A 16498-nucleotide genomic window follows, 5' to 3' on the forward strand; every position below is an offset into this window, starting at 1 on the left:
GAAAAAAATAGCATCTTTGCATTCCACAATAACTGAATCGATTATGAAATTTGCCATATTTGGAAATACTTATCAAGCCAAAAAATCCTCGCATGCAGAAAACCTTTTCCGCATCCTGGAACAACGTAAAGCGCAAATCTGTGTATGCCGTGAATTTCATCAATTTCTTACTACTGACTTACATTTAAACATACCTTCTGCTGAACTGTTTGATGGCGACGACTTTCATGCCGACATGGTAATCAGCATCGGCGGTGACGGAACTTTTCTAAAAGCAGCCAGCCGTGTGGGGAAAAAAGATATTCCTATTTTGGGTATCAATACAGGGCGCCTCGGTTTCCTGGCCGATATCTCTCCCAAAGAAATGGAGGAGACATTCGACGAAATCTATAACAACCATTATAAAGTAGAGGAACGCAGCGTCCTACAATTAAAATGCAATGATGAACAACTAATGAAATCTCCTTATGCACTTAATGAAATTGCAGTGCTAAAGCGGGATAGTTCTTCTATGATAAGTATCCATACGGCTATCAACGGTGCACACCTTACTACCTATCAGGCAGATGGATTGGTTATAGCAACGCCCACCGGTTCTACCGCCTACTCGCTCAGCGTAGGTGGTCCTATTATTGTTCCGCATAGCAAGACTATCGCCATAACCCCCGTTGCTCCTCATAGCCTCAACATCCGTCCTATTGTGATTTGCGATGATTGGGAAATTACTTTGGATGTAGAAAGCCGAAGCCACAGTTTTTTAGTTGCTATTGATGGAAGTAGCGAACCGTGCGACGAATCAACCCAACTGAAAATTTCACGGGCAGATTATACGATTAAAGTAGTGAAACGCTTCAATCATATCTTCTTCGATACCCTGCGCAACAAGTTGATGTGGGGCGCAGATATCCGTATCTAACTTAGATAAACTAATCAACGGTCTGCTGACGCGATAAACATTAACCATTATCCCGCTTCCCCTTATCCTTTCAGTAGTTTTGTACTAGCAATTATCATCGTCCGACGATGATCGGATGTTCATTCGACCATTGTCGGACGTTCGTTCAACCATGGTCGGAAGATTACTCAACCATGGTTGTACGGCAATTATGACTAATGGATAACACGACAATCCCTTATATGTAACGTAACAATAGCTTGTATCTGATAGACGAATAGCTTGTTAATGAGAACTGAAGACTTAATCCGCTGAATATCCGAAGGAAATTATTCGTAAGGTCAAGTAGGTAGTTCTACCGATTCATACCCATTCTAAAAGGAATCAGTAACTAATTCTCACCAAGTATTAAAAATTTCTATTAACTTTGTGCTTCAATTCCCATTCATGGAGTATAGCTATTCAGAAATGTTTGTAAGCTTAAATACAGAATAAAAGAAGCGATAATGACGGAAAGTGATAGTTTGTTAGTAACCAAGTTAAGAGAAGGCAATAAATTTGCTTTCGAAGCACTGTATGAAAAATACAGCGCTAAACTTTATAACACGATCGCACTTTTAGTATATGATAAATCTATCGCCAAAGATATCACTCAAAGCAGCTTTCTGACAATTTGGGAAAAGCGTGCCGGTTTGGACGCAGATAAAAGCTTTCCTGCCTACTTGTCTACCATCGCCCGCAATCTGGTGTATAAAGAAACCGAACGATTGCTGTTGCACCACAAGTTTGTAGAAAACAAACTCGAAACAGAAACAGAAGTCACAGAAGAAGATACCACCCAAATGGACGTCTCCTTAATAGAAAAGCAGATAGAGCAATTACTGCATGAACTGCCAAGTACGTCGCAAGAAATCTTTCGGTTGAAAAGAGACGGAGAACTATCCAATCAAGAAATAGCCACCCGCCTAAACCTCACGGAGCGTGCTGTAGAGGCACATCACTATCGCACCATGAAACTATTGAAAGAAGAATTGCGCAAGTTCATCATGCTCTTCCTCACCCTTTACTTTCTAAATAATTGTTAAACTTCAATTTTCCGTGAGTGTTTTTCCGTACTTGCGGATATATAATACAGAACATGGAAAAGAAAGACAGTCATATTGAATTATTAGATCGTTTCTTTTGCGGACTGACCAGTCCTGAAGAAGACGCATTGCTAAAGTCCCAGATAAAGCAACCGGATTTTAAGCAAAGATTCTCTGAGTATTATCAGCAATGTTGGGCATTAGCACCCGACACCATGGATAAGGCAGTGCAAAACGAGATGTTGACTGAGCTTCTGAGCCAGATAGACCAGACCCCTGAAGCAGAAATCCATGTAAAGAAGTTGAGAAACACTTTCTGGTACCGGGCAGGACGCTATGTGGCAGCAGCTTGTGTGGCATTAGTGATTGGTAGCGGCGCCTATTATATAGGAGTCAGCCGACCGGATGCTACTGAAAGCTCGGAAGTAACCATGTCTGTTGCCAACGGACAAAAAGCGGATATCATACTAGCCGACGGAACCAAGGTTTATATTAATTCTGATTCAAGAATCGCATACGATAACTCTTATAATAAGAAAGAACGCATTCTTACTCTGGAAGGAGAAGCCTATTTCGAAGTAGCCAAAGATAAAGCAAAGCCTTTTATTGTAAGAGCGAACGGAATCAATGTACAAGCTTTGGGTACCAGTTTTAATGTGCAAGCCTACAAAGAAGATAAATCGGTATCGGTAATCTTGATAAATGGTAAAGTAAAAGTGGACGATGGCAAACACGAAGCTTATATGGAACCCAATGAAAGACTGGTCTGCAATTTAACGGATGGCAAGTTCGAAAAGAGCGAGATGCACCCTAATGCAAACTACTTACTTTGGAGAAGCCAGGAGTTAGCTTTCTACGGCGAATCATTTGAAGAAGTATGCGCTATGTTGACGCGAATGTATAACTGCAAGTTTGTGTTCAAAAGTGAGAAAGCCAAACAATATACCTATCACGGTATCATCAAGAATAGCAGTTTAGAGAATGTATTGGAATATATCAGCCAAGCTGGTGGAATCAATTACAAAATAGAATCTGATAATACGATCGTTATATATTAATCTTTATGTTAACTAAAAAAGAAAGATATGGAATAATACTTTTATAAGCTTTTTACTTCTAAATCAGTTGTCAGTATCTGGCAATCTTGAATAAATACAATTTACATTTTACGAGAAGCACATTTATATTGTCGCTCTAATAAATTATTAGAGTCTGCTCTTATATTGCCTTCTCCGAAACAAAAAATCAATTAATCTAATATTACTTTAGACATGAAACAAAACAAAATGATCAAGCAGTTTTTTATGCTGCTATGTATGTTGTTTTTCTGTGGGAGTAGTTTTGCCCAAATCAGCTTATCAATAAACAAGCAAACTATCAAGCAGATTATACCGCAAATTGAGAAAGCAAGCGGTTACAGCGTATTTTATACGGATAAGCTACCCAATCTTGATACCCAAAAAGAATTAAAAGTATCAAATGCTTCACTCAGTGCCGTATTGGAAACACTATTTAAAGGCACACAGATTTCTTTCGAGATAAAGCCGAACAAACAGATTCTGTTGTTCCAACAAACCAACAAACCGACAGGTGCCAAGAAGAAAGTCTCCGGCAAGATTTTAGATGAGAACAAAGAACCGCTTATCGGCGCATCTATCATGGTTAAAGGTTCAACTCAAGGTACCATAACGAATATTGATGGTGAATATACTTTAGAAGATGTACCCGAAAAGGGCACATTGACCATATCTTACATAGGATACCTTCCTGAGCAAGTGCCCATTAACGGTAAGAATTCCATTAATATAATTCTAAAAGAAGATACTCAAACACTGGAAGAAGTTGTAGTTATTGGTTATGGCGCAGTGAAAAAGAAAGATTTAACAGGATCGGTGGCTGCCGTACAAGGGGAGAAACTAGCTTCAAGAAGAACCTCACAATTATCTACTGCGCTGCAAGGAGCAGCATCCGGTTTGATGGTGACTCGTGATAACAATGAACCCGGTGCTTCTGCTACAATCCGTGTACGTGGTATCACAACGATGGGCGATACAAATCCTCTTGTTATAGTAGATGGCGTTCCCGGTGATATCAATCAGGTGAACAGCAACGATGTAGAAAGCATTACTGTTTTGAAAGATGCCGCTTCGGCTGCCATTTACGGATCAAGAGCAGCTGCCGGTGTAATCCTTATTACCACCAAAAGAGCAGAAGATAAAGCCTTGTCACTATCCTATACAGGAGAGTTCGGTCTTGAAATACCGACTACCGAGCCCGGCATGGTAGGCGTACAACGCTATCTTGAAATGAGCAATGAAATGCGTTATAACGACAACCCTTCGGGCGGAAACTTTCAGGCCTATTCTGAAGATCAAGTGAACAACTGGCTAAAGTACAATGCCACTGACCCCAACCACTACCCTGTAACCGATTGGAGAGATTTAATCTTAAAAAGTTCAGCACCTCGTCAATCACACAGCGTACAAGTATCCGGCGGTAGTAAAAATGTACGTACGCGCGCTTCTTTGTCGTATGATGAAGTAGACGGTTTGTATGCCGAACGTTTCTATCAACGCTACAATCTTTCAGTCAACAATGATTTCAATATCAATAAATGGCTGGGAGCAGTCATTGACTTCAATGTGAAACGTTCCAAATACCACAATCCGGTTTTCAATCCTTTCGAAATGATGCGTAATATGCCCGCTATATATGCCGGTATGTGGGATGACGGACGTTTGGCTGAAGGTAAATCAGGCGGTAACCCGTATGCTTTGGTAAATCATGGTGGTTATGAAGACAAATGGTACACACGTGTAGCAGGTAAGGCAGCCCTGAATATTACTCCATTCAAAGGATTTAAAGTGTCAGCTATCGTTGCTCCGGTATATAATGCCAATAAGTTTAAAAAATTCAAAAAAGCCATATCTTACACCCTGGCCGATGATCCCAATACAATAGGCGGATATATGGATAATGGAGGTAATCTTTATAATACCAACATGCTGACCGAAGAACGCAAAGATGATTATAATGTTACAACTCAACTCATAGCCAACTATCTACGCACATTCGGCCAGCACGATGTAAACTTAATGCTGGGTTACGAAAATTATTATGAATTCAGCGAAGAACTTTCCGCTTCAAGGGATGGCTATATATTGACAAACTTTCCTTACTTGAATAATGGTCCTGAAGACTTACGTGATAATGGCGGCAAAGCCAGCGAGTATGCTTACCGTTCTTATTTTGGCCGTATCATATATAGCTATGCCGACAGGTATCTATTTCAGGCCAATGTCCGCCGTGATGGTTCTTCTCGTTTTGCCGATGGTCACAAATGGGGTACATTCCCATCATTTTCAGCCGGTTGGGTAATGAGTGAAGAAAAGTTCATGAAGAACTTGAACCTTGATTGGTTGTCGTTCTTGAAACTAAGAGCCTCTTGGGGTTCATTGGGCAACGAGCGCATCGGTAACTTCCCCTACATGGCAAGACTTAAATTCGACAATGCTTTGATCTATCAGAACGGAATCTCCTCTCCTATTTCATCTGTAGTTCAGTCTACTTATGCCGTAGAAGATGTAACTTGGGAAACTACCGAATCTACGGATATAGGTATAGATTTGGCGTTCTTCAACAACCGCCTGCGTTTTACTGGTGATTATTATTGGAAAAACACCAAAGACATGCTGCTAGAAATTGAGATTCCTAAATACATGGGATTCGGAAAGCCCAATGTCAATGCAGGCAAGATGCACACTAAAGGCTTTGATGTAGAAGTGAGTTGGAACGACCGCATTGGTGAATTCAGCTACGGTGTTACAGCCAACTTATCAGACTTTACTTCTAAAATGGGCGACATGGGAGGTACCAAAGTGCTGGGCGATAAAGTGAAGATAGAAGGCAGTGAATTTAATGAGTGGTATGGTTATATCAGTGAAGGTATCTACCAGACTGAAGAAGAAGTCAAAAATTCGCCTACGTTGAATAGTAATACCAAACCGGGTGATATGAAATACAAAGACATTTCAGGTCCTGACGGTAAGCCCGATGGCAAAATTTCAGCAGAATATGATAAGATTTTGTTAGGTGGTTCGTTGCCTCATTTTCTTTATGGTGGAAATTTGAATGCTGCTTATAAGGGAATTGACTTTTCTATCGCTTTTCAAGGTGTGGGCAAAGAAACCCAACGCATAGCAAGAGAAATGGTAGAACCTCTGCGCAGCAATTACGGTAATATACCTGATATTATTGATGGTAAGTATTGGAGTGCATCGAATACAGCTGAGCAAAACATACAAGCTATTTATCCTCGACTGACAAATACCAATAGAGGTAACAACTATGCATTATCCGATTTTTGGTTGTTCAATGGTGGCTATTTCCGCTTGAAAAATATAACCTTGGGATATACATTGCCACAAAACTGGATGAAAGCCATTAGTGTAAAGAAAGCGCGCATTTACGCATCAGCTTCCGATTTATTCTGCATCAGCAACTATCCTAGTGGTTGGGACCCCGAAATGGGTGCTAGTAAATATCCTATAACTACTTCTTTGGTATTTGGTGTATCTGTTAACTTCTAAAATCAAGTATTATGAAAATTATAAAAACTCTATATTTAGGCTTAGGATTGATTGCAGGGAGCACACTTAGTTCATGCAACGACTTAAATTTAATCCCGCTTTCAGAAACATCTACCGGTAACTGGTATGCTTCAGAAACAGAACTTGAAATGGCTGCCAATGAATTTTACAAAATAGGATATTGGCAAGAGGTTTGGAATATTCTGGAACAATCAACCGACAACTTTACATATCGCAATACCAACCGTTATACCATATTGGATGGTACATTGAGCAGTAGCGGCGGTGATGGCGGCTGGTTCTGCCAGACACAATGGGAAAAGAATTACAAGCTGATTGCAATGGCAAATATGTTATTGGAAAAATCAGAAAGAGCTTTGAATGCAGGTGTATCTGCAGATGTTGTCGAGAAATATCGTGCTGAAGCTAAATTCGCAAGAGCTTGCGGATATGGCACACTGATAACTTTCTTCGGAGATGTACCCTATTTGGATAAGAACTTAACAATCGATGAAGCTTTGAAATTAGGACGACGTTCGAAAGAAGAAATTATACCTCTAATATATCAAGACTTTGGGGATGCCGCCGCTATACTCCCCGCTTCTTATGGCAACAATGCAAAACGCTTTACCAAAGGAGCTGTTTATGGAATGAAAGCCCGTTTCTCCATGTATCTAAACGATTATGAAACAGCACTTGAAGCAGCAAAAAACTGTATGGATTTAAAGGTGTATGAGCTGCATTCCGATTTTGCGGAATATTTTCTGGCCACTACAAAGGATTCCAAAGAGAGTGTTTTCTGTTTTCCCCGTTCAATAGAAAACAATACTATTTTAGATGGATGGATAATCAATAATCAAACCAGCCGTAACTCAGGTGGTTATGGTTCGGCCAGTCCGTCATGGGACCTGTTAGCATCTTTCCTTTGCACTGATGGAAAGCCCATTGATGAATCCCCTTTGTTTGATTCTAAAAATCCATTTAAGAATAGAGATCCACGTTGTACAGCTACCATTGTTGAGTTTGATACCCCACACCTGGGTTTTAACTTTACTCCGCATCCCGACTCTCTGAAAGTATGGAACTATAAAACCGGAAAACTACAACAGAATAATGATTCAAGAGCGGTTGCCCAGTATGCCTCCTTCAATGGATTACTGTGGAAAAAAGGTATTGACGCAACTTGGCTCGCCAATAGTAAAAAGGTAGAGAATGATTTTGTTTTGTTGCGCTATGCTGATGTCATGTTGATGTATGCCGAAGCAAAGATTGAATTGAACCAGATTGACCAAAGTGTATTAGATTGCATCAACGCAGTACGTGCCCGTGCCTATGGAGTAGATAAAACGAAAGTAGATATGTATCCGGCAGTTACCACCACCAATCAAGACGAATTGAGACGTATATTGCGTACAGAACGCCGTATGGAGTTTGCCAATGAAGGTGGTGTGCGTTATATGGACTTAGTACGTTGGAGGTTGGCAGAGAAAGTGCTGAATTCCTTTAATTATGGCATTCTATATCCTGCTACAGATTTACGCGACAAGGTAACCTCAAAAGGTTTATGGTTCTGGCCTATGACTCCAAAGATTGACAAAGATGGTTGTGCCGATTTCTCAGAGATGGTAACTGCCGGTTTGATTACTCCTTTGTCAGAACGCCATTGGCCGGAAAGACAATATCTGTGGCCTATTCCGGAAGTAGATATTTTGGTGAATCCTAATATGAAGCAGAATCCGGGATATTAATACAAAAAAAACAATGATACAGAAATAAAACTACTTACTGGTAGTTGATCGATTACCTCTAAGTAGTTGATCAACTACTACGTAGTAGTCAAGCAATTATTTATAGGTAGTTAAAAATACATTTGAATGAGAAAAATAATATGGTTAATAGGTTTGCTGATAAGCAGCCAATTCATTTCAGCATCCAGTTTATTAGTCGAAGCAGAAAGCTTTCAGCAGAAAGGAGGATGGGTAGTCGATCAGCAGTTCATGGATCTTATGGGTTCACCTTATTTAATGGCGCATGGTATGGGCATTAAAGTAGAAGACGCTTCCACTACGGTTGCCTTTCCGGAAAGCGGTATCTATAATGTATATGTACGCACCTATAATTGGACATCTCCTTGGTATGATGGAAAGGGACCGGGAAAATTCACATTGACGGTAGGCAACAAGCGTTTGCCGGTAGTATTAGGAGATGAAGGCAAGCAGTGGATGTGGCAATCAGCCGGAAAAGTAAACGTGAAAGCAGGAGAGAATCGTTTGACGTTAAAGGATCTGACTGGCTTTAACGGACGTTGCGATGCTATTTATTTCACAACAGAAAAAGGACAACTTCCTCCCGATGAGATGAAGGAATTGGCGGACTTTCGAAAGAAGATGTCGGGAGTATCGGAAGAACTGGAACAACACTCATACGACCTGGTAGTAGTAGGTGGCGGCATAGCAGGTATGTGCGCAGCAACCGCCGCAGCACGCTTGGGATGCAAAGTAGCATTGATTAACGACCGTCCGATACTTGGGGGAAATAACAGTTCCGAAGTGCGGGTTCATTTAGGCGGGAATATAGGGGTAGGCCCAAATCCCGGACTTGGACGCATGCTAAGGGAGTTCGGACATTCTAAAGAAGGGAATGCACAACCAGCCGCAAACTATGAAGACGAAAAGAAAGAAGCATTTATTGCCAATGAAAAGAATATTACGCTTTATGCCAACTATCGTGCCATATCAGTAAAAACAGCCGATAATAAGATAGAGTCTATTGTTATCAAACAAATAGAGAACGGCAAAGAACAGACATTGAAAGCACCCCTGTTTTCGGATTGTACAGGAGACGGCACTATCGGATACCTCGCCGGAGCCGATTACAGCATGGGTCGTGAAGCCCGTGATGAATACGGAGAAGACCTTGCCCCTGTAGAAGCAGATAAAATGACTATGGGAGCATCCGTACAATGGTATTCAGCAGATAAAGGCAAGTCAAGCCATTTCCCCCTATTCTCTTACGGACTTACTTTCAATGAAGGTAATTGCGAGAAGGTGACCATGGGCGAGTGGAAATGGGAAACCGGTATGAACTTCAATCAGATCACTGAGTTCGAACGTATTCGTGATTATGGTTTGATGGTGGTATTCTCCAACTGGAGCTACTTGAAGAATGGAATGAAAGACAACGCCAAATACAAAACCCGTGCTTTAGACTGGGTAGCCTATATTGCCGGTAAGCGTGAATCGCGCCGCCTGTTGGGAGATTATATCCTGAAACAGGACGATATCGACAAGAATGTATATCACGAAGATGCCTCGTTTGTAACTACCTGGAGTATCGACTTGCATTTTCCCGATTCAATAAATGCCTCCCGCTTTCCCGACGCTCCCTTTAAGGCAGCCACCAAACACATTTATATTTATCCCTATGCAGTGCCTTATCGTTGCCTGTATTCCCGGAATATCGAGAACCTTTTTATGGCAGGCCGCAATATCAGTGTGACCCATGTGGCATTGGGCACCGTAAGGGTAATGCGCACCACGGGCATGATGGGAGAAGTAGTAGGATTGGGCGCTTCGCTATGTAAGAAGTATGCAACTTCACCAAGGGGAGTTTATCAAAAGCACTTACCTGAATTACGTAGTCTGATGGAAGAAGGAGCCGGAAAGAAAGAAGGAATTCCGGATAATCAAAAGTTCAATGAACAGAAACTATTGAAACAACCACGTATCTTTACACAAAAAAAATAAATAGGATGAAAAAGTCATTAATAGTCTCAGCTCTTTTATTGATATGCGCAGGAGTATGCGCCGCACTTCCGCAAGACACTGTTTACAAATATAAAGTGGTTCTTACCGGTGCTTCATTCGCATCTCCTCAAAACACTTGGTTCGAACAAGGGTGTGAATCGGCAGATGCCCAAGCAATCAATCGTGCTATCGGTGGAGAAGCCATAGCCAATACTGCCAACCGCATGATTGACCGCACTCTTTATTCGCAAGAAGAACTGGAACAGATGGATGCATTGGTCATTATGCAGGTACACGATAAAGATGTGGCGGACGAAACCCAACTGAAAGAGAACTACCAGGATTACAAAACGCCTTTCGATCGTACCAATTATGCTGCCGCATACGACTATGTTATCAAACGATATTTGTCCGAGTGTTACGAATTGCGTAATAATCCGAAATCAAAGTATTACAATACACCGACCGGAAAGCCGGCCATCATCATACTATGTACGCATTGGCACGACAGCCGGGTTATCTACAACGAAGCCATTCGGAAACTAGCAGCCAAATGGGGGCTTCCACTTGTAGAATTCGACAAGTATATCGGCTTCTCACGCTATGTATTGCACCCGGCGACAAAAGAACCCATCAGCCGCTTATATGCTTACGACACACAAGAAATACGGGGAGTAGTTTACGGACATCATCCGATACGTGGACGGAAATCTTATATCCAGCAACGCATGGGTGCAATTTTTGCAGATGTGCTGAAAACTGTACTTCCGATACGCTAATTAATAATTACCAAACACTATTAGAATACCATGAAACATCTAGCTTCCTTATTAATCGCCCTCTCTTTGGCAGGTTCGTTGCAAGCACAGGATACCTGTTACGGTCGATTGAAGAATGATACCCTGACCTTGGGAAACAGTCGGATAGAACGTAAATTCCTTTGGAACAACGGTAACATTAAGACGTATAGTTTAACCAACAAAGCCAACGGACAGACATGGCTAAACAGTAACCCTACTCCGGATTTCAGAGTAACCAAAGACTTGCCCGAAGCACAAAACGGAGACATATCAGTAGAAAAGGTAAAGGAAACCAAGATTTACCCTGCTTATTTGAAAGTGGAAGTTGCTTTCAAGTTGGATCAACTGGACATCAAACGTGTGTATCGAATCTATGACGATTGTCCGGTTATTGCTTGTGATACCTATCTGAAAGGTGTAGTCAACAGCGTCTTCGGAGGCAGAGAAGTCAGTGCTGCCGACCGTAAGAATATCGAGTTCTCTGATGATATGAAGTCTAAAGAAGTGACCGCCGTATTAGATCAGTTCCAGTTTCAAGGTCAGCACTGGCATGCCCGCAGCGTGGAGTTCTCTGACGTAACCGATTGGCATAACAACCTGGTATTCGAGAAAGATATTATTTCTTATCGCAAACTAGGGTATCGTGGTAACTTACTATTTGCCTATAACGGCGAAGATGATTGCGGCATTTTCTTCTTGAAAGAAGCACCTTGCTCTACCGTACAATTGGCTTATCAGGGACAGGACTTCTTTACAGACTTTGGAAAGTTCACCGTAACCGGACTGGGCATAACAGAGAAGGACATTACTCCCGATCATTGGACAAAGACTTACGGATGCGTACTTGGTGTGTACGGCAAAGGAGAATTAAACCGACTGCAAGCACTTCGTTCCTATCAAAAGAACATCCGTACCTACCGGGCGGATCGTGACGAAATGATTATGATGAATACCTGGGGCGACCGTAGTCAGGATTCCAAGGTAAACGAAGCATTTTGTCTGAAAGAGTTGGAGCGTGCAGCACAACTAGGTATTACGCACTTCCAGATTGACGATGGATGGCAAGTAGGTAAAAGCCCCAATTCAGCGGTAGCCCGCGGTTCTTTCAAGAATATTTGGGATAATAAAGATTATTGGAAACCCGATCCTAAGAAATATCCACGTGGTTTATACCCGATTGTAAAGCGTGGCAAAGAACTGGGTATTGAGATAGGACTTTGGTTTAACCCAAGCGTACAGAATAATTTTGCCGACTGGCAGAAAGATGCGCAAGCATTGATCGCTCTTTATCGGGAATATGGTATCAGAATCTTTAAAATAGACGGACTCACCATTCCTACGAAAGAAGCAGAAACCAACTTGCATTGCCTCTTTAATAAGGTATTAGAAGAAACCGATGAAGAAGTCATCTTCAACCTCGACGCTACCGCCAGCCGTCGTGGAGGGTATCATTCTTTCAATGAGTATGGCAATATCTTCTTAGAGAACCGCTATACGGATTGGCAAAACTACTATCCTTACTGGACATTACGTAACCTCTGGATGCTTTCCAAATATGTACCTGCCGAGAAACTTCAGATTGAATTTCTGAATAAATGGCGGAATGCGGATAAATATAAAGGGGAAATCTTTGCTCCTGCTAACTACTCCTTCGAATATCTCTTCGCCACAACCCTAGCCGGGCAACCACTCGTTTGGCTGGAAGGAACGAACCTGCCCGAAGAAGCTTTGACATTGAAGGAACAAACAGAAGCTTATAAGACCTTTCAGCATGACATGCATACCGGCACTATTTTGCCTATTGGCGATGAACCTTCAGGACGTTCATGGACCGGCTTCCAGTCTTTGAAAGGGAATAAAGGATATCTGATTGTCTATCGTGAAAACCATCCGGAAGAGACGGCAGAGATTGACACCTGGTTACCTAAAGGAGTGAAAGTAAAATGTACTCCCTTGATGGGACATGGAAAAGAGATGATAGCCATTACTGGTAAGAAAGGCAGACTGGAAGTTTCGTTACCATCAGTAAATGATTATGTAGTCTACAAATATGAAATCATAAAATGAACCTTCAAGCATAAACCGATATGAAAACAATACGAATAATTCACTTGGCAGTATTTTGTATGCTGGCTTCCTGGCTCTTTGGACAGCCGGCGGAACGGATAATCCGAATACAAGTCAGCCCCAATCATGCAAACTGGTTATATAATCCGGGAGAGAAAGTTAAGTTTGACATTACGGTATTAAAGAACAATGTTCCTCTTACCGGTGCTGAGATTCGATATAGTATTTCAGAAGATATGATGAAGCCTCACAAAGAAGGCACCTTACAAGCCAAAGAGGGCATGACGACACTGGATGCGGGAACTATGAAAAGCCCGGGTTTTCTACGTTGTCAAGCTTACGTGAAATATAAAGGGAATGAATATCGTGGTGCATCTACCGTAGGCTTCAATCCTGAGAAACTGGAGCCTGCTACTTCTCTACCCGAAGACTTCGTGGACTTTTGGGAAACAGCCAAGTCTAAAGCAACCAAAGTGCCGATGGATATACAGATGACGCTTGTGCCCGATCGTTGCACAGAGAAGGTGAATGTTTATCATGTAAATATCCAAAGCTACGAATCTTATAGTCGTATATATGGTATGCTAACAATGCCCAAGGCAGAAGGGAAGTATCCTGCTGTTCTGAAACTGCCGGGTGCGGGCATTCGTTCATATACGGGGGATGTGGAACATGCCGCCAATGGCATGATTATCCTCGAAATAGGAATTCATGGTATACCGGTCAACATGCAGGGGTCGATCTATACAAACCTCTATATGGGGGCATTGAAGGAATATCATACATTCAATTTAGACAATCGGGATAAATACTATTATAAACGGGTTTATCTGGGCTGCGTACGTGCCATTGACTTTCTATTTTCTCTTCCACAATTTGATGGTAAGAACTTGATAAGTTTTGGTGGAAGTCAAGGTGGAGGATTATCCATTGTAACAGCAGGACTTGATAACCGCGTCAAAGGGTTAGTTGCATTCTACCCTGCTCTTAGCGACATGGCGGGTTATATGTATGGTCGTGCCGGAGGATGGCCACACATGTTCAATAAGAAAGAGAATCAGACGGCAGAAAAGGAAAACACTGCACGCTACTATGATGCAGTAAACTTTGCCCGCCAACTGAAAGTTCCCGGATTCTACACTTTTGGTTATAACGACATGGTATGCCCTCCTACTACGACATATTCGACCTACAATGCTATTCAAGCTCCCAAACAACTGCTAATATCAGAAGAAACAGCACACTATGCATATCCAGAGCAGTGGGCAGCTGCTTGGCAATGGGTAACTACTTTTTTCAATCAAAACAAATAATAACAAGCATCATGAAAACACTATTTCTAATCACAGCACTGCTATGTGCTATCCCGAACTTGTTTGCTCAGAAAGAATATCGCCTGGATTCACCGGACGGTAAGCTGACGGTAACGGTACGGATAGATAATCAAATTACTTATTCACTAACTGAAGGCAATCAGACTTTAGTAGCTCCCTCTCCTATTTCTGTTCAATTGGCAGATGGTACGACCTGGGGAAGTGGTTCACGTTTAAAGAATGTCAGCAATCGTAAGGGCAATGAAGTGATTCCATCGCCTTTCTACAAGCGTAGTGAAATAAAGGACATTTATAATGAGATGACACTGAATTTCCGTGAGCGTTTCAGCCTCATCTTCAGAATGTATGACGAAGGAATGGCTTATCGTTTTGTTTCCAACGGTAGCAAACCCTTTAAGGTGACGAATGAAGAAACTGCTTTCAACTTTGAGAAAGATTATAAAACATTCGTTCCATACGTAAAAGATGGCAAACAACCTATCGAAACTCAGTTCTCCAATTCTTTTGAGAATACTTATACCCATGTTGCGCTATCCGGGTTGAATCCTCAACGACTGATGTTCACTCCGATAGTGATAGAGCAAGACAACGGTCGTAAGCTTTGCATTGCCGAGTCGGATGTAGAAAACTATCCGGGTATGTTCCTTATCAACCGGGATGGAAAGAATTCGCTCACCTCAGTGCTAGCACCTTTCCCTAAAGAGAAGAAGCAAGGTGGACATAATGAGTTACAGATTTTAGTCAAGGAGCGCGAAGACTATATTGCCTCCTGCCAACCGAAAGCAAAACTACCTTGGCGTATCATCGTAGTGGCACGCAATGACAAAGAACTGGCGGATAACGACATGGTCTATAAACTGGCTACTCCTTCACGTATCAAAGACATCTCCTGGATTCGTCCGGGCAAGGTTGCCTGGGAATGGTGGAACCATTGGGGAATACAGAATGTAGACTTTAAAGCGGGAGTGAATAATGAAACTTACATGCATTACATTGATTTCGCTTCCCGTCATGGCATTGAATATGTTATTCTGGACGAAGGTTGGGCAGTCAACTTGCAAGCCGACCTCTTTCAGGTAGTTCCTGAGATTGATTTGAAGAAGTTAGTGGCATACGCCAAGCAAAAGAATGTAGACCTGATTCTTTGGGCAGGTTACTATGCTTTTGCGCGAGACATAGAGCGGGTATGCAAGCATTATTCCGAGTTAGGTATCAAAGGTTTCAAGATCGACTTTATGGATCGCGACGACCAAGAGATGGTAGATTTTCATTATCAGGCTGCCGAGATTGCCGCTAAATATAAGTTATTGGTAGATTTCCACGGTACCTACAAGCCTACAGGCCTCAACAGAACCTACCCGAATGTAATTAACTACGAAGCCGTTCACGGATTGGAACAGATGAAATGGAGCGATATTCGTACAGATCAGGTGACCTACGACGTGACTATGCCGTTCATCCGTATGTTGGCAGGTCCGATAGATTATACCCAAGGCGCTATGCGGAATGCCACCAAGCGTTGCTACGCCGCTTGCAATGATGCTCCTATGAGCCAAGGAACCCGTTGCCGCCAGTTAGCGGAATATGTAGTATTTGAATCTCCTTTGAACATGCTGTGCGATAGTCCCACGAATTACGACCGTGAAGAGGAATGCACCGACTTTATCGCAACCATCCCTACTGTTTGGGATCAAACGGTAGCTATGAATGGTGAAATAGGAAAATACATCACGATGGCTCGTCAGAAAGAAGGCGTATGGTATGTAGGTTCTCTCACTAATTGGGATGCACGCACACTGGAGCTCGACCTTTCTTTCCTGGGTGCAGGTGAATGGAAAGCTGAAATATACAGTGACGGTATCAACGCCAATCGCCTGGCTACTGACTATAAGAAGACAGTCATTGACATCCCCGCTTCCCGCAAGCTGACCATCAACATGGCACAAGGTGGAGGATGCGCCTTGAAAATATCTAAAAGATAA

The 16498-nt window shown here is 42.1% G+C and carries 10 protein-coding genes; all 10 read left to right on the forward strand.

Annotation, left to right across the window (positions count from 1 at the left end; genetic code table 11):
- The first annotated feature begins 43 nt into the window (after window positions 1-43).
- The 10 genes from Q1W14_RS01580 (at window position 44) to Q1W14_RS01625 (ending at window position 16498) form a co-directional block, all read left to right on the forward strand.
- Window positions 44-916, forward strand: coding sequence for an NAD kinase (locus Q1W14_RS01580; protein WP_300698602.1), 873 nt, complete (start codon window positions 44-46; stop codon window positions 914-916).
- A gap of 485 nt (window positions 917-1401) precedes the next feature.
- Complete coding sequence (locus tag Q1W14_RS01585; protein ID WP_300698603.1) at window positions 1402-1980, forward strand: sigma-70 family RNA polymerase sigma factor; 579 nt, start codon at window positions 1402-1404, stop codon at window positions 1978-1980.
- Between the two features lie 53 nt (window positions 1981-2033).
- A complete protein-coding gene (locus Q1W14_RS01590; protein WP_300698604.1) occupies window positions 2034-3038 on the forward strand; it encodes a FecR family protein in 1005 nt (334 codons plus the stop codon).
- Between the two features lie 213 nt (window positions 3039-3251).
- Entirely contained in the window at window positions 3252-6569 is a 3318-nt protein-coding gene (locus Q1W14_RS01595) for a TonB-dependent receptor (RefSeq protein WP_300698607.1), read from the forward strand.
- An 11-nt stretch (window positions 6570-6580) separates the two neighbouring features.
- Window positions 6581-8317, forward strand: coding sequence for a RagB/SusD family nutrient uptake outer membrane protein (locus tag Q1W14_RS01600; protein WP_300698609.1), 1737 nt, complete (start codon window positions 6581-6583; stop codon window positions 8315-8317).
- A 126-nt stretch (window positions 8318-8443) separates the two neighbouring features.
- Window positions 8444-10315: an FAD-dependent oxidoreductase gene (locus Q1W14_RS01605; RefSeq protein WP_300698612.1), complete on the forward strand. Its 1872-nt coding sequence runs from the start codon at window positions 8444-8446 to the stop codon at window positions 10313-10315.
- A gap of 5 nt (window positions 10316-10320) precedes the next feature.
- Window positions 10321-11094: a DUF5040 domain-containing protein gene (locus tag Q1W14_RS01610; protein ID WP_300698614.1), complete on the forward strand. Its 774-nt coding sequence runs from the start codon at window positions 10321-10323 to the stop codon at window positions 11092-11094.
- A gap of 30 nt (window positions 11095-11124) precedes the next feature.
- Entirely contained in the window at window positions 11125-13182 is a 2058-nt protein-coding gene (locus tag Q1W14_RS01615) for an alpha-galactosidase (protein WP_300698616.1), read from the forward strand.
- 20 nt (window positions 13183-13202) lie between these two features.
- A complete protein-coding gene (locus Q1W14_RS01620; RefSeq protein WP_300698618.1) occupies window positions 13203-14495 on the forward strand; it encodes an acetylxylan esterase in 1293 nt (430 codons plus the stop codon).
- A gap of 11 nt (window positions 14496-14506) precedes the next feature.
- The gene (locus Q1W14_RS01625; protein WP_300698620.1) at window positions 14507-16498 is read left to right on the forward strand and encodes a glycoside hydrolase family 97 protein; all 1992 of its coding nucleotides are present in this window, start codon (window positions 14507-14509) and stop codon (window positions 16496-16498) included.

Source organism: Bacteroides sp. (assembly GCF_030151085.1).
In the GTDB taxonomy this organism is placed as follows: Bacteria; Bacteroidota; Bacteroidia; order Bacteroidales; family Bacteroidaceae; genus Bacteroides.

Excerpts from the sequence above, each read along its gene's own strand:
- Q1W14_RS01620 (WP_300698618.1), top strand. The coding sequence starts at position 13,203 with ATGAAAACAATACGAATAATTCACTTGGCAGTATTTTGTATGCTGGCT.
- Q1W14_RS01615 (WP_300698616.1), top strand. The coding sequence starts at position 11,125 with ATGAAACATCTAGCTTCCTTATTAATCGCCCTCTCTTTGGCAGGTTCG.
- Q1W14_RS01605 (WP_300698612.1), top strand. The coding sequence starts at position 8,444 with ATGAGAAAAATAATATGGTTAATAGGTTTGCTGATAAGCAGCCAATTC.
- Q1W14_RS01625 (WP_300698620.1), top strand. The coding sequence starts at position 14,507 with ATGAAAACACTATTTCTAATCACAGCACTGCTATGTGCTATCCCGAAC.
- Q1W14_RS01590 (WP_300698604.1), top strand. The coding sequence starts at position 2,034 with ATGGAAAAGAAAGACAGTCATATTGAATTATTAGATCGTTTCTTTTGC.
- Q1W14_RS01610 (WP_300698614.1), top strand. The coding sequence starts at position 10,321 with ATGAAAAAGTCATTAATAGTCTCAGCTCTTTTATTGATATGCGCAGGA.
- Q1W14_RS01580 (WP_300698602.1), top strand. The coding sequence starts at position 44 with ATGAAATTTGCCATATTTGGAAATACTTATCAAGCCAAAAAATCCTCG.
- Q1W14_RS01585 (WP_300698603.1), top strand. The coding sequence starts at position 1,402 with ATGACGGAAAGTGATAGTTTGTTAGTAACCAAGTTAAGAGAAGGCAAT.
- Q1W14_RS01600 (WP_300698609.1), top strand. The coding sequence starts at position 6,581 with ATGAAAATTATAAAAACTCTATATTTAGGCTTAGGATTGATTGCAGGG.
- Q1W14_RS01595 (WP_300698607.1), top strand. The coding sequence starts at position 3,252 with ATGAAACAAAACAAAATGATCAAGCAGTTTTTTATGCTGCTATGTATG.